This is a genomic window from Corynebacterium glaucum (assembly GCF_002287505.1).
Lineage (GTDB): Bacteria > Actinomycetota > Actinomycetes > Mycobacteriales > Mycobacteriaceae > Corynebacterium > Corynebacterium glaucum.
In genome coordinates, this window is record NZ_CP019688.1 from 298,763 (window position 1) to 320,828 (window position 22,066).

23 protein-coding genes are annotated in these 22,066 nt (G+C 63.3%); 13 read left to right on the forward strand and 10 right to left on the reverse strand.

The window, feature by feature from the left end; genetic code table 11:
• Positions 1 to 43: 43 nt before the first annotated feature.
• Positions 44 to 949 carry a hypothetical protein gene (locus CGLAU_RS01450; RefSeq protein WP_095659158.1) on the forward strand — a complete coding sequence of 302 codons (906 nt, stop codon included), beginning with the start codon at positions 44 to 46 and terminating at the stop codon, positions 947 to 949.
• Here the strand turns inward: CGLAU_RS01450 and CGLAU_RS01455 are convergent.
• The 3 genes from CGLAU_RS01455 to CGLAU_RS01465 form a co-directional block, all read right to left on the reverse strand.
• Positions 946 to 1,890, reverse strand: a complete 945-nt coding sequence (locus CGLAU_RS01455; protein WP_095659159.1) for a 1,4-dihydroxy-2-naphthoyl-CoA synthase — start codon at positions 1,888 to 1,890, stop codon at positions 946 to 948. The two genes, CGLAU_RS01450 and CGLAU_RS01455, sit on opposite strands and share 4 nt — an antisense overlap.
• Positions 1,891 to 2,046: 156 nt before the next feature.
• Positions 2,047 to 2,358: a DUF202 domain-containing protein gene (locus CGLAU_RS01460; protein WP_095659160.1), complete on the reverse strand. Its 312-nt coding sequence runs from the start codon at positions 2,356 to 2,358 to the stop codon at positions 2,047 to 2,049.
• 10 nt (positions 2,359 to 2,368) lie between these two features.
• A complete protein-coding gene (locus tag CGLAU_RS01465) occupies positions 2,369 to 2,773 on the reverse strand; it encodes a YidH family protein (protein WP_095659161.1) in 405 nt (134 codons plus the stop codon).
• Between the two features lie 24 nt (positions 2,774 to 2,797).
• Between CGLAU_RS01465 and CGLAU_RS01470 the strand changes: the two genes are divergently transcribed.
• The 3 genes from CGLAU_RS01470 (at position 2,798) to CGLAU_RS01480 (ending at position 6,589) form a co-directional block, all read left to right on the forward strand.
• On the forward strand, positions 2,798 to 3,799 hold the full coding sequence (locus tag CGLAU_RS01470; RefSeq protein WP_198304972.1) for an o-succinylbenzoate synthase: 1,002 nt from the start codon (positions 2,798 to 2,800) through the stop codon (positions 3,797 to 3,799).
• Positions 3,800 to 3,918: 119 nt separating this feature from the next.
• Complete coding sequence (locus CGLAU_RS01475; protein ID WP_095659162.1) at positions 3,919 to 5,499, forward strand: SLC13 family permease; 1,581 nt, start codon at positions 3,919 to 3,921, stop codon at positions 5,497 to 5,499.
• A 79-nt stretch (positions 5,500 to 5,578) separates the two neighbouring features.
• Entirely contained in the window at positions 5,579 to 6,589 is a 1,011-nt protein-coding gene (locus CGLAU_RS01480) for a LacI family DNA-binding transcriptional regulator (protein ID WP_095659163.1), read from the forward strand.
• Positions 6,590 to 6,642: 53 nt separating this feature from the next.
• On the opposite strand, the gene CGLAU_RS01485 is transcribed toward CGLAU_RS01480, so the two are convergent.
• Genes CGLAU_RS01485 through CGLAU_RS01510 form a run of 6 tightly spaced genes read right to left on the reverse strand, consistent with a single transcriptional unit; the run spans position 6,643 to position 12,169 of the window.
• The gene (locus CGLAU_RS01485; RefSeq protein WP_095659164.1) at positions 6,643 to 7,332 is read right to left on the reverse strand and encodes a DUF1868 domain-containing protein; all 690 of its coding nucleotides are present in this window, start codon (positions 7,330 to 7,332) and stop codon (positions 6,643 to 6,645) included.
• Positions 7,333 to 7,336: 4 nt separating this feature from the next.
• Positions 7,337 to 8,647 carry an ABC transporter substrate-binding protein gene (locus CGLAU_RS01490; RefSeq protein ID WP_095659165.1) on the reverse strand — a complete coding sequence of 437 codons (1,311 nt, stop codon included), beginning with the start codon at positions 8,645 to 8,647 and terminating at the stop codon, positions 7,337 to 7,339.
• On the reverse strand, positions 8,648 to 9,478 hold the full coding sequence (locus tag CGLAU_RS01495; protein WP_095659166.1) for a carbohydrate ABC transporter permease: 831 nt from the start codon (positions 9,476 to 9,478) through the stop codon (positions 8,648 to 8,650).
• Positions 9,479 to 9,483: 5 nt separating this feature from the next.
• On the reverse strand, positions 9,484 to 10,449 hold the full coding sequence (locus CGLAU_RS01500) for a carbohydrate ABC transporter permease (protein ID WP_232507147.1): 966 nt from the start codon (positions 10,447 to 10,449) through the stop codon (positions 9,484 to 9,486).
• Positions 10,449 to 11,528, reverse strand: a complete 1,080-nt coding sequence (locus CGLAU_RS01505; RefSeq protein ID WP_095659167.1) for an ABC transporter ATP-binding protein — start codon at positions 11,526 to 11,528, stop codon at positions 10,449 to 10,451. Before CGLAU_RS01505 ends, CGLAU_RS01500 begins: the two co-directional genes overlap by 1 nt.
• Before the next feature lie 17 nt (positions 11,529 to 11,545).
• The gene (locus CGLAU_RS01510) at positions 11,546 to 12,169 is read right to left on the reverse strand and encodes an HAD-IA family hydrolase (RefSeq protein ID WP_157731228.1); all 624 of its coding nucleotides are present in this window, start codon (positions 12,167 to 12,169) and stop codon (positions 11,546 to 11,548) included.
• 190 nt (positions 12,170 to 12,359) lie between these two features.
• Between CGLAU_RS01510 and CGLAU_RS01515 the strand changes: the two genes are divergently transcribed.
• From CGLAU_RS01515 to CGLAU_RS01550, 8 genes are all read left to right on the forward strand, one after another.
• Positions 12,360 to 12,887 (forward strand): hypothetical protein, encoded by a 528-nt coding sequence (locus CGLAU_RS01515; protein WP_095659169.1) that lies wholly within the window; start codon positions 12,360 to 12,362, stop codon positions 12,885 to 12,887.
• Between the two features lie 11 nt (positions 12,888 to 12,898).
• The gene (menD, locus tag CGLAU_RS01520) at positions 12,899 to 14,527 is read left to right on the forward strand and encodes a 2-succinyl-5-enolpyruvyl-6-hydroxy-3-cyclohexene-1-carboxylic-acid synthase (protein ID WP_095659170.1); all 1,629 of its coding nucleotides are present in this window, start codon (positions 12,899 to 12,901) and stop codon (positions 14,525 to 14,527) included.
• Entirely contained in the window at positions 14,527 to 14,934 is a 408-nt protein-coding gene (locus tag CGLAU_RS01525; protein WP_232507148.1) for a DUF3592 domain-containing protein, read from the forward strand. The genes menD and CGLAU_RS01525 overlap by 1 nt, the downstream gene beginning before the upstream one ends.
• 52 nt (positions 14,935 to 14,986) lie before the next feature.
• On the forward strand, positions 14,987 to 16,189 hold the full coding sequence (locus CGLAU_RS01530) for a glycosyltransferase family 4 protein (RefSeq protein WP_095659171.1): 1,203 nt from the start codon (positions 14,987 to 14,989) through the stop codon (positions 16,187 to 16,189).
• Positions 16,190 to 16,295: 106 nt separating this feature from the next.
• Positions 16,296 to 16,541 carry a FeoA family protein gene (locus tag CGLAU_RS01535; RefSeq protein WP_095659172.1) on the forward strand — a complete coding sequence of 82 codons (246 nt, stop codon included), beginning with the start codon at positions 16,296 to 16,298 and terminating at the stop codon, positions 16,539 to 16,541.
• The gene (gene feoB, locus CGLAU_RS01540; protein ID WP_095659173.1) at positions 16,538 to 18,574 is read left to right on the forward strand and encodes a ferrous iron transport protein B; all 2,037 of its coding nucleotides are present in this window, start codon (positions 16,538 to 16,540) and stop codon (positions 18,572 to 18,574) included. Before CGLAU_RS01535 ends, feoB begins: the two co-directional genes overlap by 4 nt.
• Before the next feature lie 10 nt (positions 18,575 to 18,584).
• Positions 18,585 to 18,896: a hypothetical protein gene (locus CGLAU_RS01545; RefSeq protein WP_232507149.1), complete on the forward strand. Its 312-nt coding sequence runs from the start codon at positions 18,585 to 18,587 to the stop codon at positions 18,894 to 18,896.
• Positions 18,897 to 18,920: 24 nt separating this feature from the next.
• Positions 18,921 to 19,622: a demethylmenaquinone methyltransferase gene (locus tag CGLAU_RS01550; RefSeq protein ID WP_095659174.1), complete on the forward strand. Its 702-nt coding sequence runs from the start codon at positions 18,921 to 18,923 to the stop codon at positions 19,620 to 19,622.
• Here CGLAU_RS01550 and CGLAU_RS01555 read toward each other — a convergent pair whose 3' ends face one another.
• Entirely contained in the window at positions 19,623 to 20,885 is a 1,263-nt protein-coding gene (locus CGLAU_RS01555; RefSeq protein ID WP_095659175.1) for a geranylgeranyl reductase family protein, read from the reverse strand.
• 130 nt (positions 20,886 to 21,015) lie between these two features.
• Here CGLAU_RS01555 and CGLAU_RS01560 point away from each other — a divergent pair, with 130 nt between their 5' ends.
• Positions 21,016 to 22,032, forward strand: coding sequence for a polyprenyl synthetase family protein (locus tag CGLAU_RS01560; RefSeq protein WP_095659176.1), 1,017 nt, complete (start codon positions 21,016 to 21,018; stop codon positions 22,030 to 22,032).
• Positions 22,033 to 22,066: the final 34 nt, after the last annotated feature.

Below are 22,066 nucleotides of genomic sequence, written 5' to 3' on the forward strand. Positions count from 1 at the left end.
TGATTCCACAGTTTTGACCTATCGCAGCCTTAGGAGTCCTCCGATGAAGAAAGTGATCGCTCCTGCGGTCGCCGTCGCCGCCACTCTTGCCCTTGTCACCCCCGCATCCGCTGCAACCCTCACTCCCGAAACCGATCAAAACGGCGGCCTGCAATGTCGCATCACCCTCACCGAGCCGGAACGCGTTGGTGCGCAGAAAGCTGAGGCGGTGGCCAAGACGCTCACGTTGGCAGGGCACGAGGTTGCCCGTGCTGAGGCGCTGGAGGCCGCATACCCGGGTGCGAAGGCGCACGGTGACGCGTACGTCGACGACCCGAACGTGCGCCAGTTCCTCAACGACGACCGCACACTCGCGCTCGGCCAGGCCAGCGGCAGCAAGTCCACGCCGGAGACACTCGCAGGCAAGGACCGTGCACGCGAAGCAGCAAAGGCAAAGCTCGTCTCAGTGGGTATGCATCCGACGACGGCGGACAACTACCTCGACAGCAAGCAGGGCACGCAAATCCAGGACCAGGCCTACCTGAAGCAGATGCCGCTTTCGGCGCAGTACGTCATCGGCATCGACCGCGGCTACCTGCGCCACAGCAAGCGCGACGGCGTGGTAGTGGGCAACACCGGTGAAACCGTGGCGCGCGGACTGCCGATCGATGAGCCGCAGCGCACCGCGTTCGTCTTCAACTTCAACAACACCTACTACGGGCGCGCGATCAACGAGCTTGAGCGAAGCTACGCCGACCAGCTCACCACCGCGCCCAGCGAGTGCCACAAGGGGTTGGGCGAGCTCTACTTCCCGGCTGACTTCGTCGTGCCCGAGCCGGAAACCACTCAGCCTGCACCGCCGAAGCACCCGGTGCTCGCGATGTTCGAAACCTGGTTCAAGGCACTCGGCTCGTTCATTGAGTCGCTGATTCCGGGTGCCAAGCTCCCAGTGACGCTCAGCTCCAGCTAGTAGTAGTACGGGAACTGATCCCAGTTCGGGGGCCGCTTCTCCAGGAAGGAGTCGCGGCCCTCGACTGCTTCGTCCGTCATGTATGCCAGGCGGGTGGCTTCGCCGGCGAAGACTTGCTGGCCCACGAGGCCGTCGTCAAGCAAATTGAAAGCGAACTTGAGCATGCGCTGGGCGGTGGGGGACTTGGTGTTGATCTCGCGGGCGGCCTGGATGGCTTCCGCTTCGAGTTCGCCGTGATCCGCGACGATATTCACAGCGCCCATGCGCTGCATGTCTTCGGCGGTGTAGGTGCGGCCGAGGAAGAAGATTTCGCGCGCGAACTTCTGGCCGACCATCTTGGCCAGGTAGGCGGAGCCGTAGCCGGCGTCGAAGGAGCCGACGTCGGCATCCGTCTGCTTGAAGCGGGCCTCCTGGCGCGAGGCGATAGTCATGTCGCACACCACGTGCAGGGAGTGCCCGCCGCCGGCTGCCCAGCCGTTGACCACGGCGATGACCACCTTCGGCATGGTGCGGATCAGGCGCTGCACTTCGAGGATGTGCAGGCGCCCGCCCTCGGCCTTCACGCGGGCTTCGTCAACCGTCTCTGCGGTCTCACCGCCAGCGTACTGGTAGCCGGAGCGCCCGCGAATGCGCTGGTCGCCGCCGGAGCAAAACGCCCAGCCGCCGTCCTTCTTGCTCGGGCCGTTGCCGGTGAGCAGGACAGTGCCTATCGACGGGTCGCGCCGGGCGTGGTCGAGCGCCTGGTAGAGCTCGTCGACGGTGTGGGGGCGAAACGCGTTGCGCACCTCGGGGCGGTCAAACGCGATGCGGACGATGCCGTCGGCGCGGGTCTCGCCTACGTGGCGGTGGTAGGTGATGTCCGTGAAGTCGAACCCCTCGACGCTGCGCCACTGGGAGGCGTCGAAGGGCTGCGCGGTGGAGTACTGCTGCTGCTCGCTCATGCAGACCGATGGTAGTGGCGTTGTAGACCTCAACGTTGTAGACCTCAAGCAAAGCGCCGAGGTAAAAGCCCAGGTGGGGTGTGACTGGTGTGGCGCCAAAACTGTTGAGGTCTACAACGTCAACCGGCGAATGGGATCCAGCGGCGCACGCGAGGCCTAGTGCAGCAACACCAGCACCAACGATCCCACCCCGAGCAGAAACACCGTCGCGGTCATAGCGAAGATCCGCCCGATCGCCGGATCCACCCGCTCGTGCTCGATCCCGGCCACCTCGCGCATGTACGCCGCGCGGTTGGACAACACCACGTACACCGCGGCGACCAGCGTCAACACGATCAGCGCAATCACCCACGGTCCGAACACGTGCGCCCAGCGCAGCAAGATCAGCGAAACCACCAGCATGGCCACGGCAGTGCGCGTCCACGACATCGACGTGCGCTCAGGCTGCAGCCCCGGATCAGCGTGCACGGCAAACCTCCTACACCACGATCAGCACGATAGTGATCGCCAGCGCCACGAACACCAGCAGCGACAGCACCGGGATGATGGCTGGCACCGGCAGCGGTTTGCCCGTGCGCATGGCGCGCTCCACGTGCACCCAGCGCACGGCCGCGCCCCCGGCAATCGCCACCCCGCCGAGGATGACCAGCACAGCCACCGCCGTCTGGTGCCGAGGATGCATGCCCTGGATCTCAAACGCCGCCAGCGCGATCCCGCCCGCCAAAAACGCGAGCGCGGTGCGCGTCCACGCGAGGAACGTCCGCTCGTTCGCCAGCGTGAAGCGCGGATCGGGCTCCTCGCCGTCGGGGAAGAGGCGGCGCGCAAACGCAGTGCGCTCGTCCGCGCGCTCGTCACCGCGCTCGCTGCCAGGTTCGGTGCTCATGGCCCCAACGCTACGCTGGCCTGCATGCCCACACCGCCCACACCGCCGTCACCGCATATCCCGCACCCGCTGCCCACCGTCGAGGAGATCCTCGAGCGCGCCCACGTCGTCGCGCTGCCGATGGCCGTGCGGTTCCGCGGCATCACCACGCGCGAGGCGCTGCTCATCGACGGCCCCGCCGGCTGGGGCGAATTCTCCCCGTTCGTGGAGTACGCCGCACCCGAAGCAGCGATGTGGCTGCGCGCCGGCGTCGAGGCCGCCTTCGAGGGCCTGCCCGAAGCGCACGGCACGGTCGAGGTCAACGGCACCGTCCCCGCCGTCGCCCCCGAAGAGGTCGAAGCGGTCCTCGCACGCTTCCCCGGCGTTCGCACCTACAAAGTCAAGGTCGCAGAAAAGGGCCAGTCGCTTGACGACGACATCGCCCGCGTCAACACCCTCCGCCACCTGCAACCCGAGGCACGCATCCGCGTCGACGCCAACGGAGGCTGGAGCGTGGAAGAAGCCGTCGCCGCCGAAGCCGCCCTCACTGCGGACGGCCCACTCGAGTACCTGGAGCAACCGTGCGCCACCGTCCAGGAGCTCGCCGAAGTGCGCGCGCGGGTGGGCACCCCGGTCGCCGCCGACGAGTCCATTCGCCGCGCCGAGGACCCATATCAGGTGGTGAAGCTCAAGGCGGCGCAAATAGGCGTCGTTAAGCAAGCGCCCCTTGGTGGGGTACGAAATGTGCTGAAGCTGGCGGCCGAGCTGGGCCTTGAGCTCACCGTAGCGAGCGCGCTGGACACTGCCGTGGGGATTGATGCGGGGCTGGTCGCGGCAAAGCTCACCGGGTCGCGCGCCGCGGGCCTTGCCACCCAGCGGCTGTTTCTTGAGGATGTCGCGCCGGAGCGCTCGCTTATCGACGGCTCCTTTACTCTGACTCGGACCACCCCCGACGCCGACCGTCTGCACGCACTTCGGGCTTCGGCCGAGCGGCGCGACTGGTGGTTTGAACGGGTTCGCGCGTGTTACCCCCATTTAAGGGCATAGCCGATATCAGTTCAGAAGCAAATTCTGCGTTTTTGCTATAGGCGGACGCTTGCAGGCTTAGAGTTTGGCGGACATCGGCGTACAGCCGTCCATGAATATCGTGAAAGAAGGAAGCCGCGATGTCTACTCCTGTAGTGCACGATTCGTCCGCACTGTCGGACGGCGATCTTGCCCCCAGTCCCGAACCGGGAGAGTGGCGCCGTCAACTCATCGGCCTGCTTGCGGGTATCGCTCTCGCCATCCTCATCTACTTCATCTTCCCTTCAGGCGCGGGTGACACCGTGGCTGCTTCACCGGGGGCCAAGGAAGATGTCGAATACACCTCGCAGGCGATGCGCGTCGTCGCCGCTACCACCGTGCTGATGGGCGTGTGGTGGATGACCGAGGCGATCCCGCTCGCCGCGACCGCGCTGCTGCCAATCGCCATCTTCCCGATTATGGGAGTAGCCAAGTTCAAAGATGTCGGTGCGCCGTACGCGTCCGCGACCATCTTCTTGTTCATGGGCGGCTTCCTTTTGGCGCTTGGCCTCCAGCGCTGGAACCTGCACCGCCGCCTGGCGTTGTACGTAGTCAAGATCGTGGGAACCTCTCCGCGCCGTCTCATCCTGGGCTTCATGCTGGCGACCGGATTTATGTCTATGTGGGTGTCCAACACCGCTACCGCCGTGGTCATGCTGCCGATCGGTACCTCCGTGCTGCTTCTCACAGCGGACACCGTCGGCGGAATGAAGAACCAAGCGAAGTTCGCCACCGCCCTCATGCTGGCCATTGCCTACGCCGCCTCCATTGGCTCGCTGGGCACGCTGATTGGTACCCCGCCGAACGCGCTGTTGAAGGGCTACATGGAGGAAGCACACGACATCACCATCGGCTTCGGCCGCTGGATGATGGTGGGCATGCCGGTCGCCATCATCTTCCTCTTCATCGCGTGGTGGCTACTGGTGACCGTCTTCAAGCCGGAGATCGACGAAATTCCGGGCGGCAAGGAACTCATCGACGAGGAGATCCGCAAGCTCGGACCGTGGACCTACCCGCAGATCATGGTGGGCATCATCTTCGTGCTCGCGGCCCTGTCCTGGATTTTCATCCCGCTTGGCATTGAGCGCTACGGCTGGGGCTTCCCGTACGACGACGCCATCGTCGGCATCATCGCCGGCCTGTTGATGTTCACCATTCCCGCGGCAAAGGATGGCAAGCGGCTGCTGGACTGGGAGACCGCGAACGAAATGCCGTGGGACGTGCTGCTCCTCTTCGGCGGCGGCCTGTCCCTGTCCGCGATGTTCACTTCCACCGGTCTGTCTTTGTGGATCGGTGAGGCCGCGAAGAGCCTGGCGACACTGCCGATGTTCCTGCTCATCGTGGCAATCTCCGCGCTGATCATCTTCCTGACGGAGCTGACCTCCAACACCGCAACGGCGGCAACCTTCCTGCCGATCATGGGCGGTGTTGCGGTGGGCATTGGCCTGACCGGCTCCACCGAGATGAACGTGATGCTGCTGTGCATCCCGGTTGCGCTCGCCGCTACCTGTGCATTCATGCTCCCGGTGGCGACCCCGCCGAATGCGATCGCCTACTCCTCCGGCTACGTAAAGATGGGCGACATGATCAAGGGCGGTATCTGGCTGAACCTCATCGGCATCGTGCTGATCTCCCTGGCGACCTACTTCATCGCCGTCCCAGTCTTCGGACTGGTGCTCTAAGCCCACAAACTTGCGGCGTCCTACGGATGAAAGTGGGTCAATCTGACGCTTAGGCTCGCGAAAGCTTAAGATTCGTGTCGTGCCAACCCGCGAGCCGCGCAGACCCACGATCCTCGACGTAGCCAGCGTCGCAGGGGTGTCGAAGTCAACCGTGTCGCGGGTGATGCAAAATGACGCACGAGTCGCAGAAGACACACGCGCCAAAGTGCGGCAGGCTATCGAGGAACTGGGCTACGTTCCGGCTCTTTCTGCTCAGCTCATGCGCGCTGAGCCGGCTCCAACAATCGGGCTGTTCGTCAGTTCCGTCGATATCCCGATCTTCGGACAATTGAACCGTTATCTTCACGAAGAACTCAACGCGCTCGGGTACCACGTACTTCAAGAAACAATTGTGAGCTCGACGCGCAGCGAGCAGGAATCCGCGATGGAAAACCTCGTTCGCATGCCTATCAAGGGAATGCTGGTATCAGTTGGGGGCGTCGAGAACGATCTGCATCAGAAGTACGCGGCGCGCGTGCCCCTTCTTGTCGTGGGTCGACCTGAGCCGAGCGGCACGCTCCACTCTGTCGGTTACGACGAGGATTATCACGGGGAAACTCTGGTTGATCACCTCGCGAAGCTGGGCCACCGGAAGATTATGATGCAAGACGCTCGAATGAACCGAACTATGGGTACCTGGACACGCGTTCAGGCGCAGAAACGACGTGCAGCGGCGTTGGGGATCGAGTTCGACGCGACCTACACCAGCCTGATGAGCGAACGAGAGCTTGAACAGTGGCTTCTGAAAACACTGGATGATGGATACACCGCGATCATGGCTGTGTTCGACCGGAGGCTTGTTCAGCTGCTCCAAGCCGCAAAACGATTAGGCATCAGGGTCCCAGAAGACATCTCAATGACCGGCTCGGACGGTGTCATGGACGGTGTCGACCTTCTCGGCTTAACAACTGTAAGAAAGCCAGTAGAACTGGTTGGACGCGGTGCAGCTCGCAGGATTGTTGAACTTGTGGAAGGCCCCGAACCTGCAGCTGTTATCAACGAGCGGTACCGCGGCGAACTCATCATCGGAACGACAGCCGGCCGACCCTAGAAACGAATGTGGCCGCGCGGAATGCGCGAGGCCACACTCAAGTGTGATCTTGCCTAGAGGGGGAGAACCTCCGGGAATGCCAGCATGTCATTGAAAATGTTGAATGCAGGTCGCTCGAGGTCAAAGACCTCGATCTCCCGCACCCACTCTGTGTAAAGTTCCGCCAACTCCGCGTTCAGGTCGGAGGTGAGTTCGGGCGCGCTCAGGCGGTAGCCGAGGCTCGAGTGAAACAGATAGGTGTCGAAACCTGGATCTGAAATCTCCAACACGTCGCGAAGCGTCGATCGGAACAGGTGCAGCTCGTTCGCCATCTGATCATCAACCGGCTCCAAGCCAACCGTGAGTGAGACCCCCAAGTCGTAAACATGGGTGGGCCGCATCCGCAGATCAGGCACGGGCGCGATGTCAGCTTCGGCGAGTCGCTGGCGCATCATGCTTACTGCGGTGGGCAGATCCATCACACCACTCAGCCAACCGGGCCACTTACCTGATTCGCCTTGGATGGCCCTGTCCTTCAGGCCGGGAAACACAGTCATGTGATAGCTCGACGGGGGGAGGAGGCCGAAATGCTCCGCCAGGCCTCGAGAGCGGACATCGTCTTGAATACGCTTCTCCACCTCGTAGGTGGGGCTGTCTGGGACAACATGCGCAACGAAGGTGGATCCACGGTGGCGCTTCGCCACACCTTCGGCAGTGAACTTTTCGAAGGTCTGCGGGTTGCTATCCAACGGAAACTTCGCCATTGCCCTAGTTGCCTGCACGCTTGTTGTAGGACTCGATCTCGTTGGATGCACCTTGCTGAGCTTCCTCAAGTGCGGTAGCCGGGTTCGAGCCGTTCGCAATCGAGGACATCGCAGCTTGGTACGACTGACGGGCAGCGTTTAACGCACCGGTCTTGCATCCAGCGGTGATCTTGTTGCTTGGGGTGTTTTGCAGCTGATCAACCAGGGCCTGCTGCTGCTCAGTTAGACCTGCGAGCGCGTCATTGGCACCGTTGGTGGTGGGCAGGTAACCGGTCTCCTCGAAGATTTTCTGCTGCACCTCGTCAGAACCGACATACTTCATGAACTCCCACACCGCTTCTTGGGTTTCTTTGGAGTGTCCCTCCTTGATTGCCCACAGCGAGTTGCCGCCCGGGACCGCGCCGGCTTCGTCAGTGTCACGGGGCAGGGCGATGATGGACCAGTCGAAGCTGGGGTTCGCCTCGGTGATGTTGCCGTAGTTTCCGGAGGAGTTGAGCTGGATTGCGGCTTGCTCTGACAGGAACGCACCGGTCGCAGCGGAGCCGTCGTTACCCGGATTGTGAATGACACCTGCTGAGTAAAGGTCCCCGATTCGCTCCCACAACTTGACGGTCTCGTCCGAGGTGAGATTGAACTCGGTCGCTGCCTCATCGACGCCGTTCTCCGGAGTGCAAAGGAACTGGTCGGTCATGGACTGGAACTGCTCCATGTACCAGCCGCTCTGGTGGAAGGTGAGACCTGGGCGTCCAGTCGTCTCGTGAACCTTTTCCGCCGCGTCGAGGAGGCCTTCTACGGTCTCGAGGTCAGCGTGGCTCAAACCTGCCTCTGCAAGAGCGGTGTCGTTCACGTAGATCGCTGGCTGGGACACCATGAACGGCATGGAATAGACCTTGTCTTCGAAGGTGTAGTAATTCGCCACAACGTCAACCAGATTGTCCCAGTCGTAGTCGTCTCCGAAGTCCTGGGCCGGTTCTGCAACACCGCTGTCGCGCAGGTACGCAGTCTGAACGTCCGAAGCCTGGAGGAGCGCCGGTAGGTCACCGGTTTGCACTGAGGCAATGAACTTGGCAATCGCATCCTCGTAGCCCCCCTGGTAGGAGGCCTGGACTTCGATTTCTCCTTGGTGCTCCGCATTGAAGTCACTGACGATTTCTTCGAGGGTGGTCGCAGCTGCGCCCGACGCGGAGTGCCAGAAATCGACGACGACGGCACCGTCGGCGGCGGTGGTGGTGTCACCTCCACCGCCTCCGCAAGCGGTCAGAGAAGACGCAGTGAGGATGGTTGCGGTTGCAAGAGCGAAAAACTTCTTGGACATTTACTTGACAGCTCCTTCGGTGAGGCCGCGGGTCAGGTACTTCTGACCGAACACGACGAGCAGAACGGTTGGGATGACGGCGATCATGAGGCCAGCAAGGACGAGACCAGTGTCGATAGCAGCTTCGTCGGCAAGCGCCTTGATGCCAGGTTGGATGGTGCGAACGGAAGCAGATTGGGTGATCAACAGCGGCCACATGTATCCGTTCCACGCGGCGATGGCACCCGTGACGATGGCGGTCATGCAGACCGAGCGGTTGAGGGGGAGTAGGAAGGACCAGAGGAATTTGAACGGTCCTACGCCTTCCAGAATCGTGGCTTCGCGGATTTCCTTGGGGAAGCCCAGGAATGCCTGATAAAAGAGGAACAACGTGAAACTGGACGCGAGGTACGGCAGGAAGATGCCGACGACGGTATCGTAAAAGCCCATGCCGCGAACCGTGAGGTAGTTACCAATGACGGCAACCTCACCGGGGATCATCATCGGCAGCAGGAAAAAGATGAGGACTTTCGACGCGCCGGGCAAGCGGCCGAAGACAAGTGCATATGCAGCGAGCACCGAAGTGATGAACTGTCCTGCCGTCTGGCACACGGTCACGATGACGGAGTTGATCAGCTGACGGCCAATCGAAGACTGCTCCCAGGCACGCGGGTAGTTGCTGAAGATGGTGTCGCCGAAAAACAAGGACTGGACACCGCCTTGGATGTCACCGGACGACCGGAACGAGCCAACTAGCGCGAACACGATTGGCAGCGCGATGGAGAAGCAGACCAGGAGCAACCAGATCCACATCACCACAGTTGTAAAGGGGGAACGAAGGTTGTTGTTCATGGGGCTTACCTGTTGTTTCGGTTCGAGAGCCTGAACTGGATCAGCGTGAGGACGAGGATGATGACGAACAGGACCATGCCACGCGCGGACGCGGCAGCGAAGTCCGCTGTGCCGCCGCCGAAGGCCAAGTCGTAGATGTCGAGCACCAGAGTTCGGGTCGAATTTCCCGGTCCGCCGCCAGTGAGAACCTGGAAAATGGTGAACTCCTTCATCGCCGCCATCGCCTGCGTGACAGAAAGAACCAGCAGCATTGGCGCGATGCTCGGCAGAATGATGTGACGGACGTACTTAGAGCCGGTTGCTCCATCAAGGTTTGCTGCCTCCACCATCTCCCCAGGAATGCCGTCGATGGCGACGAGCATGAGCAAAGTGACGAACGAAATGCCGATCCATACATCTGTGATAAGCACCGAGATCATCGCCATTCGAGGACTTGTCAGCCAGCCGATCTGGTCGAAGCCCAAGGACATGAAGATTTGGTCGAACAGGCCGACAACGGGTGCGAACATTTGGCGGAACACCAGGGTTCCAACTGCGGTGGAGACCGCCATCGGGATCAACACCACCGGCCTCATCCACACGGTGCCTTTCATGCGGTACGACAGCGGCAGTGCGATTGCTAGGCCGATAGCCAGCTTGAGAATCACCGATGCCACGGTGAACAGCAGGGTGCGGGAGAACGTCGACAGGAATGTTGGGTCCGAGAACATGTTGAGGTAATTGTCGAACCCGGTGAAGCCAGCTGGTCGGCCGAATAGGTCGGTCGACGTGAAAGAGAGGTAGAGCGCGCGGAAGAACGGCCAGAAGTCGAAAACAAGGAACAGAATGGTCGCCGGAAGAAGGCACAACCAGGCCCACAGTTCTCCTCGCTGGCGTGGGGCTTTCGGGCCTGCCGTGTTCTCCCGCGCTGCTTCGAGTGCGTCAACGGGAGGGACCTCGGGGCCGGGAGCCCCTTTCAGCTGCATACTCATCAGTTGATCCTCGCTGTGGTTTCAGCGTCGAACAAGTGCAGGAAGTCGCGATCGAAACGCAGGTCGAATGCGTCTCCTGCGGCGATCCGCAACGTGTTCGGCACGCGGATAATGAAGTCCCCGAGATCATTCAGACCGTCGATTGAAGCGTGTACGTACTTGTCGGAACCGAAGTTCTCGACGTACTCCGCCGCGGCGCGGGTATCGCCTTGACCATCGCTCACCACCTCAAGATTCTCTGGGCGGATGCCAAGCACAACGCGATTGGACGTCGGCTGCTGTGCAAGGGGCGGGAGGGGGAGTCGGATGTGTCCAATTGTGATCTCGCTGCCCTCGATCGTGCCCGTCATCATGTTCATCGACGGGGTGCCGATGAACGTGGCGACGAACGTATTCGCTGGCGTGCGGTACAGCTCCTCGGGCGAACCAACCTGCTGCATGTCACCGCCTTCGAGCACGGCGATGCGATCGGCCATGGTCATGGCCTCTGTCTGGTCGTGCGTCACGTACAACATCGTCGTGTTCAGGCGGCGTTGCAGCTGGCTGATTTCCGCGCGGGTGGACACACGAAGTTTGGCGTCCAGGTTGGACAGTGGCTCGTCCATCAAGAACACCTGGGGGTCGCGGACGATTGCACGGCCCATGGCCACACGCTGTCGCTGGCCACCGGACAGTGCTTTGGGAAGGCGTTCAAGATACTGGTCGAGGTCAAGCAAGCGGGATGCTTCTGCGACTCGCTTCTGCTGCTCATCCTTGGATACGTTTTGCATCTTGAGCGCAAAGGCCATGTTCTCCGCCACAGTCATGTGCGGGTACAGGGCGTACGACTGAAACACCATCGCTACGTCACGCTTGGATGGCGCGAGCGTGGATGCGGGGGTGTCGCCAATGTAGATCTCGCCTCCGGTCAGTTTTTCCAAACCGGCCACCATGCGCAGAGTTGTTGATTTGCCAGATCCAGAAGGTCCGACGACGGCTACGAACTCCCCGTCGCGAATCGCTAGATCCATGTTGTTGATGGTCGGACGGGGGTTACCGGGGTAGTGAAGGGTAGCTTTATCGAAAGTAATAGCTGCCATGTGTGATCCCCTACGAGTTAACGTTTGGTAAGAATGCCGAGGGATCGCAGTTCAAAGCGCGCTTGATCTACCGAACGCCACAGGTGCCCGTGCCAACCTGCAGCATGCGCTCCGACAATGTTCCTCTCTCGGTCATCGAAGAAGTGAATGGTGGAGGGTTCCACATCCGAAAAATGGCTCGCCGCAAGGTCATAGATCGCCCTGTCGGGCTTCATGAGGCCGTGTTCGGACGAGAAGACGAGGTGGGCGAAGACTGATGCCCAATCGCTTTCCCGAACGCTTTGCGCCATCCGGTGTGGAGCATTGCTCAAGATTCCGAGTGGCACGCCGGCATCCGCAATCTCGAGTAACAGTTGGTGGGGTTCCCTAGCAATGGTCGAAGCCAGCTCAGCATCCTTAGCTGCCGCGGAGGCAACCAGAGTTGGATCGGATTCGATTCCTGCACGCTGAAAGACTGGGGGCCAAAATTGTTCATCAGCCGCGCCGAGGTCGTACTCGTCCCGGATCGCCCAGTAGCTGTCCGTGAATACCTCACGGTCGAACTCGCCCTTCAGGGCAGCCACGTGATCCAATAGCTGCTGCATTCGGGTGCCTTCCGGTACGAGAACTCCGCCGATGTCGAAAATTACGACTGGTGACACGATGTCTCCCTTTCAACGCCTGTCAGTGGGAACGTTCTCACCCAACCGCACCCAGGTTTCTCTAAAGTGAGATTAAGTTAAAATCTAGTTGAACTTGCGGGAACGATTTCATGCAGTACATGGGCACAATCTGAAGTTTTCTGTGCAATCAAGATGGAGAGAATCCACGGTGGCGGTTTATCCTTTCCGCATGGATAACGAGACGCGCCAGTTTGGTTCTCAGAGCGACGCCCCTGAGCCGCAGCGCAGGCAGCGCCCCAAGCAATACATTCCGGAACAGCAGCTCCAAGAGCCGTCTTATAGCGAGCCCCACTATGACGAGCCGTACTATGCGCCGGAGCCTGCCGACTTCGAGCCCGAAAAGCGCGACAACGTTCCGGCCATCATCTTTGGTGTGCTGTTCGCGATCGCCGTGGCCGCGGCAACGGTGCTGTTCTTCCTTTGGCGCGGTGCCGCTGCGGAGGCGGACAAGCCGCCGGTCACGGTGACGCAGACCGCGACCGAGGTGGTCACCACGACTGAGACCACCACCCGCCGCCCGTCGCTCTTCGGCCGCGACGAGACGACGCAGGCCCCGGCCCCAGCCCCGGGTGAGCCGACTGTGACGCAGCCGCCGCAAACTCCCGCGCCAGCTCCGGATCTCGAACTCCCGTCAGATGTGCGCGACGCACTCGACGAGCTGGTGGGGGAGGCGGAGTCCCTCTTCCCGCAGCAGTAGGCTCACAAGGCATGGATTCGCACGCGCTTGCACACAGCCTTGCACACAGTGTCGTTGACTCGCTCGCCCGCAACGTCACGGATGTGGTGATGAGCCCAGGTTCGCGCAACTCACCGTTGGCTTACGAGTTGCTGGCTCGCACGGATCTGCGCGTGCACATGCGTATCGACGAACGGTCGGCCGCGTTCACAGCCCTCGGGCTCGCCCGGGTCCAGCGGCGTCACGTGGCTGTGGTGATGACGTCCGGGACAGCCGTGGCCAACGCGTACCCCGCGCTGATCGAGGCACACATGTCTCACACCCCGCTCGCGGTCGTGAGTGCGGACCGCCCCGAGCGGCTCATTGGCACGGGTGCCTCGCAAACAATCTGGCAGCAGGGGATCTTCGGCCGCTACGCTGCCACGCAGCAGGTCACCACGCTTGACGACGCAGCGGCGATCTCGTTCGTCGACGACCAGGTGCACATCAACGTTGCCCTGGACACCCCGCTGGTGCCGGATGCGCTTCCCAAGGCCCACGGCGCTCCTCGCCGCGTCGGCCCCGGCCGCCTGGACACGAAACCCGCCTGGGTGGACCACGGCGCCGTCGACGTAGATCTCAGCCGTGACACGCTGGTGATCGCCGGCGATGAGGCGTGGGATGTGCCGGGACTCGAACATGTGCCCACCATTGCGGAGCCGACCGCGCCGACCCCGTTCCACCAGGTGCATCCGTTGGCCGCGCGGTTCTTCGCTCAGAACGAGGTCGCCATTTCCCACGACGGCGGGGACTTCGCTGCCTCGACCAAGCCGCAGCAGGTGATTGTGGTGGGGCATCCCACACTGCACCGCGACGTGATGGCCCTGCTGGCGGATCCAGACATTGAGGTCATCGGCATCTCACGTACCGATGTCTTCACCGGCAAACCGGATCGGCGTGGCTCGCGCGTCAACGCCACCGGGCAGCCGAGCGATACGTGGTTGAAGATCTGCGAGGCAGCCGGTGACGTGGGGGCGGAAACCGTGCGCGCTGCGCTTGAGGACGACGAGTTCGGGTTCACCGGTCTCCACGTCGCCGCGGCCGTCTGTGACACGCTCGCCGTCGGCGACACGCTCATGCTCGGCTCCTCCAACCCGGTGCGCGACGCCAGCCTCGTTGGTATGCCGTTTGACGGGGTTGACACCTACGCCGCGCGCGGTGCTGCAGGCATCGACGGCACCGTTTCCCAGGCGGTGGGTATTGCCCTTGCCACCCAGGCGCTGCGGGCGGATGAGATCCGGGCGCCGCGCGCCGTTGCGCTCATGGGGGATCTCACCTTCTTGCACGACATCAATGGGCTGCTCATCGGCCCCGACGAGCCGCGCCCAGGAAATCTCACCATTGTGGTGGCTAACGATGACGGTGGCGGCATCTTCGAAGCACTGGAAGTCGGTGCCGAGCCAGTGCGAAAGGAATTTGAGCGGGCTTTCGGGACCCCGCACGGGGTGGACGTCGAAAAGCTTGCGACTGCCCATGGTGCGCACTACCTCAAGGTTGAAACCCTGGCTGAGCTCAGCGAAGCCCTGATTGAACTGGAAGCGGAGCCCGCCCCGATTGCCGTAGTGGAGGCGGCGACAACCCGCGCGACTCGCCGCGCGCTTGCGCAGAGGCTGGCGAAGTAATGCAGGTGCGTCGCCGCCTACAGCAGCTCGTGCTGGCGCTGTACACCGCGGCCCTCCTCGGAGCTGTTGCGATGGTGCTCGGGCCCGTGATTAACGATGCGCACATTCACGCCGACCCCGGTCGCGGGATTGCCACCGTGCTCAAAGTGGATCAGCACCGTACCGCCGTGGAGTACGAGGGCGAGGATGGCAAGCTCCACGCGCCACGCGCTGGATTGTTGTACCCATCGGGCCTGGGGGAGGGGCAGCGAGTCTGGGTGACGTATGCCAAGTCTGACCCTGACCTGGTGAAAGTCGAAGGCCGCGGGTGGTACCTTTCGCTGCTGCCCGCCGGGTCGGTGGCTGTGGTGGCGACGTTGATCGCCGCGGCTGGCTGGTTCGCGGTCTCCCGCGCAAAATTCATGTGAATTTTACGTCCGATTGGGCAAGCGTTTGTCCAGCGATGAAAGAATGCTACGCATGCGTGTGGGAATCGTGGCCGAATCCTTTTTGCCGAACATCAACGGAGTGACCAACTCCGTGCTCCGGGTGCTCGAGCATCTCAAGCGCGAAGGCCACGAAGCCATCGTGGTCGCGCCGGGTGCCCGTGACTTCCAGGAAGAGGTGCCGGACTACCTCGGGTTTGAGATCGTTCGCGTGCCCACGGTGATGATTCCCCTGATTGACTCGCTGCCGATCGGCGTGCCCACCACCACGGTTGCTGCCGCGCTGGCGGATTTCAAGCCGGACGTGATCCACCTGGCCAGCCCGTTCGTGCTGGGTGGCGCAGGTGCGTTCGCTGCTCGCCAGCTCGACATCCCTGCTGTGGGGCTGTATCAGACCGACGTCGCTGGATTTGCCACGAAATACCACGCGGCGATGGTGGCTAACATTGCCTGGGACTGGACCCGCACGATCCACAACATGTGCCAGATGACGCTCGCGCCGTCTTCGGCGACGATCAGCGAGCTGGAGTCGCGCGGTATCAAAAACGTCAACCACTGGGGCCGCGGCGTGGATGCGGAACTGTTCCACCCGACGCGCCGCTCCGAGGTGCTGCGCCGCCAGTGGGATCCGACGGGGTCCAAGAAGATTGTTGGTTTTGTGGGGCGTTTGGCTGCGGAGAAGAGCGTGCACCGTCTCGCCCCGCTGGTGGCGAACCAAGACATCCAACTGGTTGTTGTCGGCGATGGTCCGGAGCGCCAAGCGCTCGAGGAAGCGCTGCCCGGCGCAGTGTTCACCGGCGCACTCTCCGGCGAGTCCTTGGCGCGCGCCTACGCGTCGCTCGACTTGTTCATTCACACCGGCGAGTTCGAGACCTTCTGCCAGGCGATCCAGGAAGCGCAGGCCTCCGGTGTGCCTACCATTGGTCCGCGCGCCGGCGGTCCGATCGACTTGATCGACCACGGGGTCAACGGCCTGCTGCTCGACGTGGACACCTTCGAGGCCGAGCTGCCGGATGCGGCGGGCTGGGTCCTCGACGATGCGCGCCTCGACGACCTCAAGGACACCGCCCGCGAGTCGATTGCAGACAAGACCTGGCAGGCGCTCGGCGAGCAATTGATGGGCTACTACGAAGAGGTTGTCAAGGGCTACAACCGCAACGTGATCCGGATCTTCGGCCGCGATGTCAACCTGCCCGCGTGGGCGCGGGGACCGCGCCGCCTGCGCCGCGGGGCGTGAACTTCGCCACCTTCACGGAAAAGCCGCTCGAACCGATTCCCATTCACGCCTAATTAGAGTAGCTTCACTTTTGTAAAGCAAGCCTAACTTAAAGGAGCGTGCAGGCATGGGCGCGGCGACTCTATTCGACATTCCGGTAGGCAACCGCGCGGTGATCAACGCCGCAACCGTCGACGCCACACTGAACCGCCGACTCCGCGAACTGGGCCTGCGCAACGGCGCCGAAGTCACCGTCATCCAGAAGACGGCCGGCGGCGGCCGAGTCGTCAAAGTCCGCGGCACCCACTACGCGCTGGACAAGTTCGCGCTGAAGCACATCCTGGTCGACGCGGCCAAGGGTGCCACCAAATGAGCACCCCGAAGATAGGGACGCCGGATCCCACCCTCACTGGGACCGGATCAGGGACCGGATCAGTGGAAGCGGCAACCACCGCGGCCTGCTCCCACTGCGACGCACCCGCCGCCGAGGTCGCCACCGGCGCGCCAACCATCGCACTGGTCGGCTCTCCGAACGCAGGTAAGTCGACCCTCTTCAACGCGCTGACCGGCGCCGGCGTGAAGATGGGCAACTGGCCGGGCACCACCGTCGAGGTCTCGCGCGGAGTGTGGCACACACCCGGGGCGGGCAGCGACCGCCTCAATGTCATCGATTTCCCCGGCGCTTACTCGCTCGACCCGGTCAGCCCCGACGAGGCCCTCACCCGCGAGCTGCTGCTTGATAGCCCCGATTCCCAGCGCCCCGACCTGGTGTTGGTCGCGGTGGACACCTCGAATATCGCGCGCGGCCTCTACCTCGCCGCCCAGCTCGCCGAGCACCCGTACCGCATGGTCATCGCCCTGACCAAGGCTGATGTGGCGCAGCGCCAAGGCCTCGAGGTAGACCCGGTTCGTCTCTCGAAGGCCTTGGGCATCCCGGTCGTCGCCGTCGACCCGCGCCGCCGCGATGTCACCACCCTCGCCGAGGCCGTGCACGCAAGGCTTCACGCGCCGATTGAACAGGTCCGCCCCGCAGACGCCCCCACGAGCCCGAAGAACACGGCCGGCACAGACGACCCGGACGCCGAGTTCGCCGCAGCCGATGCCCGCTTCGCGTGGATCGACCAGGCCGTTGCCTCCGCCACTGTTCGCGATGAGCACCAGGCCTCCACCACCGAAACCATCGACCGCTTCGTCCTCCACCCCGTCCTCGGACCGCTCATCTTCCTCGCGGTGATGTTCCTGGTCTTTCAAATCACCATCACACTCGCCGCCCCACTGCAAACCCTCCTCGAAGACTTCTTCACCGGCCCGCTCTCACAGTGGGCGGAAGCAGCACTCGCCGCCGTCGGGCTCGACTTCCCCTTCATTAAGGGCTTGCTTATCGACGGCCTGATCGGCGGTGTCGGCATGGTCCTCACGTTCGTCCCTCTGATGGCGCTGATGTTCCTGTGCCTCGCAGTCCTGGAAGATTCCGGGTACATGGCGCGCGCTGCCGTTGTGGCTGATCGGCTGATGCGCGCGATCGGCTTGCCGGGCAAAGCCTTTATCCCGCTCATCGTCGGGTTCGGCTGCAACGTCCCCGCGATCTCTGCGACGAGAGTGCTCAGCACGCCGCTGCAACGCCGGATGACTGCGCTGCTCGTGCCGTTCACCTCTTGCTCGGCGCGGCTTACCGTGTACGTGATGCTGGGTCACACGTTCTTCCCTGAGCACGCGGGACTCGTGGTGTTCGCCATGTACGTGGTTTCGATCCTGCTGGTGGTGTTCGCCGGCCTGCTGCTGAAGACGCTGCTGTGGCGCACCATGGGGGCGGACCCGTTGGTGATCGATCTGCCCGTGTACCAGCTGCCCACCGCGCGTCTGACTGCGACGGTCACCTGGGCACGCCTCAAGGGATTCCTGCGCACCGCAGGCGGCATCATCGTCGCAACCGTGATCGCCATCTGGTTTCTGCTTTCCACCCCAGCGGTCGCAGGGCACAGCTGGGGTGACGAGGAGCTCGCGCCGCAGGACTCGGTCTACGGCGTGGTCTCCGAAACCATTGCGCCGGTCTTTGAACCCGCCGGGTTCGGTTCGTGGTCGCTGACCGGTCCGCTGATCACTGGCTTCCTGGCCAAGGAGGCGTTGATCTCCACTTGGGCGCAGACCTACGCTGTGGAAGAAGACTCGGCGGATCTAGCGACCGCAGTACGCGAGGATTTCGACCAGGCCTCCGGCGGCCACGGCATCGCCGCGGTGTGGGCGTACATGATCTTCCTCATGGCCTACACGCCGTGCGTGGCCACACTCGCCGCACAGCGCCGCGAGATCGGCCTGAAGTGGACGCTCATCGGCGTGGTGGGACAACTCGCGCTTGCCTGGTTGCTCGCGGTGGGCGCGTTCCAAATTCTTCGGTTCTTCATGTAGGGCGTGAGCAATGTTTCGTCGACAAGCAACTAAGCCCCAAACCCCGCAACGTCCCGTGGAAGCGGTGACCCAAGCGATCCGCGACGGTGCCCGCAGCCGGGCCGAGATCCGGCGAACCACCGGCTTGAGCGACTCGACGGTGGACGCGATCATCCACCACCTGCAGCGAACCGGGCGGCTGAGCCTGGAAGCACTCGGCGGCAGCTGTGCCGGCGGAGGGTGCAACTCATGCGTGGCGGCGAAAGCGAACGGCGGCTGCGCAACGGGCGCGGGCGGGGGAGGCCCTGTCGCACTCGTGCTGACCACGCGCAGGCCGGAGTAGGCCGCCCGCGTAGACTTGCCAACCATGGCCAAGGCGAACCTGGACAAACAGCCCTTCGATGTTGCCGGGATGTTCGATGACGTGGGGGAGCGCTACGACATCACCAACACGGTGCTGTCTTTCGGCTTGGATAGAAGGTGGCGCACCAAGACCCGCAAGCGCCTGGATCTGAAACCGGGGGAGCGGGTATTGGACCTCGCAGCTGGCACGGCGGTGTCCACCGTGGAGTTGGCGAAGTCGGGCGCGTGGGTGGTGGCGTGCGACTTCTCCCAGGGCATGCTTGCTGCCGGCCGCAACCGGGATGTGCCGAAGGTTGCCGGAGACGCGATGCATCTGCCGTTTGCGGACGAAGTGTTTGACGCGGTCACCATCTCCTACGGGCTGCGCAACATCCACGATTTCGAGGCGGGCCTGCGCGAAATGGCGCGCGTGACCAAGCCGGGTGGGCGGTTGACAGTCAACGAGTTCTCCACGCCGATCGTGCCGGGTTTCCGCACCCTATATAAGGAGTACCTGCCGCTGGCGCTGCCGCGTGTGGCCAAGGTGTTCTCCTCCAACCCGGAGGCGTACGAGTACTTGGCCGAGTCCATTCGTGCATGGCCGGACCAGGAGGAGTTGGCCGCGGCGATCAACCGCAACGGTTGGGAAGGTGCAGGCTGGCAGGACCTCACCGGTGGGATTGTGGCGCTGCACAGCGCGACGAAGCCGGTGAATGAGGCCGCGTAATTAAGCCGCGTCCCACAACGGCGCGTCCTTCGGGGCGAGCTTGCCCGCCGTGCGCCAGGCGCGAGCGACGAGGTCGCGGTCTGCGTCGCTGATCATGTTGCCCATGAGCCGTGCTGCTGCCGGCATCAGGTACTTGCCGCCCGGGCCACGCATGGCCAGCGGGGCGACCGCCGGGAGGAACTGGGGGTAGGTCAACAGGCGCGCGGCAGTGCGCGCCAGGGCGAATGCCTCGCCGTAGGCCTCCCGCAGCGCGAGCGGCCAAGCCAGCGTCAGATCAGGGTGCTTGCCGGCGCCGGTAATCAGGTCGACGGCCATTACCGCGGTTTCCATGCCGTAGTCAATGCCCTCGCCGTTGAGCGGGTTCACGCATGCCGCGGCGTCGCCGATTAGCGCCCAGTTCGCGCCCGCCACGTTGGATACAGCCCCGCCCATGGGCAGCAACGCCGACGTGACGGCTTCCTCGGGGCCCAGCCCCCAGGTGTCGCGCTGCTGCGACGCGTAGAAGCTGAGGAGTTTTTTCGTGTTCACCTTCGCCGGGCGGGTGTCGGTGGACAGCGCCCCGCAACCGAGGTTCACATAACCGGTACCGTCGAGCTCGCCCAGCGGGAAGATCCAGCCGTAGCCGGGTTGCACCTCGCCGCTGTCATCGCGCAGCTCCACGTGGGAGTGCATCCAAGGCTCGTTGGCTGTCTCAACTGCATCGGTCGCGCAATACGAGCGGGCGGCGATGCCGTAGACCTCGCTCTTGTGCCAGATGCGCCCGAGCTGCTTGCCAAAGGGGGAGCGCACGCCGTCGGCGACAATCACCCATTTCGCGCTCACCGGCCCGCGGGCGGTGTGGACGTGGCTGATGCGCCCGCCGTCGAACTCCGCTCCGGTGGCGGGGCACTCCTGCCACACGGTTGCGCCGGCGTTGGCTGCCTCGGTGACCAGCGCGTCGTCGAAGATTCGGCGTGGGCTTGCGGAACCCTCGGTGCCGTAGACGCCCTCGGGCCAGGGGGCGGTGACATCGCCGCCAAAGCCGTGCAGTTTCAGCCCGCGGTTGCGATACGCAGGCAAAACGTGGTCGAGTCTGAGCTGCCGAAGCGTGTGCACCGCGCGGGGGGTGAGTCCGTCGCCGCAGGTTTTGTCTCGGCGTTTGGCAGAGGCGTCGATAAGCAAAGTGTGCAAACCGGCACGCTGTGCGGCGATGGCTGCCGTGGACCCGGAGGGGCCGGCGCCGACGACGACGCAATCGAACGCGAATGTGCTCACCCCGGTCATTGTGCCAGCCGGGGGCCTACTGTCGTGCGCGGGGGAGGTATTCGGCTACGGTATTTGAAGACATGTGCGCGCCGTTTCTGACGCCATTTTGCAGCCGACAACCGCCCATAACTTGCAAGGACAGTGACCGATGACCCACGGCATCCAACCGTCGCCACGAGGCGGGTTCACCATCGACCTCGGCGACGAGGCGCTGTCGATGCGTGTGGCCCGCGGGATGAGCGCGGTGGAAGACCTGCTGGGCGAGCGGCTGAACCACGGCGAGCCGTTCATCGCGGAAAAGGTCAACCACCTCGCCTTTGCCGGCGGGAAACGGTTCCGCCCGCTCATGGCCCTGCTGTGCAGCGAGTTCGGGCCGGATCCTGAAGCAGAGAATGTGGTCAAGGGCGCGGTGCTCACCGAGATGGTGCACCTGGCGACCCTGTACCACGACGACGTTATGGATGAGGCGGAGAAACGCCGCGGCGTGGAATCGGCGAACCTGCGGTGGGGGAACTCTGTGGCGATCCTGGCCGGCGATATCCTGCTCGCGCACACCTCACGGCTGATGAGTGAGATCGACACCGAGACCGTGGCGTACTTCGCGGACACCTTCCAGACGTTGGTGACCGGGCAGATGCGTGAGACTGAAGGCGCGCGCGGCACGGATCCGGTCGAGCACTACATCAAGGTGGTCGAGGAAAAGACCGGTGTGCTGATCGCCTGTGCCGCGTACCTGGGGGCGAAGCTCTCTGGGGCGCCTGAGGATGTGCGCAGGAGCTGCGAGCGCCTCGGCGCCGCCGTGGGCGTGGTGTTCCAGATCGTCGACGACATCATCGACATTTTCTCCGACGCTTCCCAGTCGGGAAAGACCCCGGGAACCGACCTGCGCGAAGGCGTGTTCACCCTGCCGGTGCTCTACGCGCTGGAGGAGGACTCGCCGGCGGGCGAGGAGCTGCGAGGCTTGCTCACCGGCCCGCTGACCGACGACGCCGACGTTGCGCGGGCGCTTGAGCTGATCAGCCAGACCCGCGGGCGCGAGCGAGCACTGGAGAAGGTCCGCGAGTACCTCGCCGTAGCGGAGCGGGAGCTCGCTTCGCTTCCCGACGGCCCGGCCAACGAAGCACTCCAGCGACTGGCGGAAGTCACCGTCGACCGCGTGGGCTAGGCGCCTCGTTTGCCGTGGTGTACAGGGAATTTGC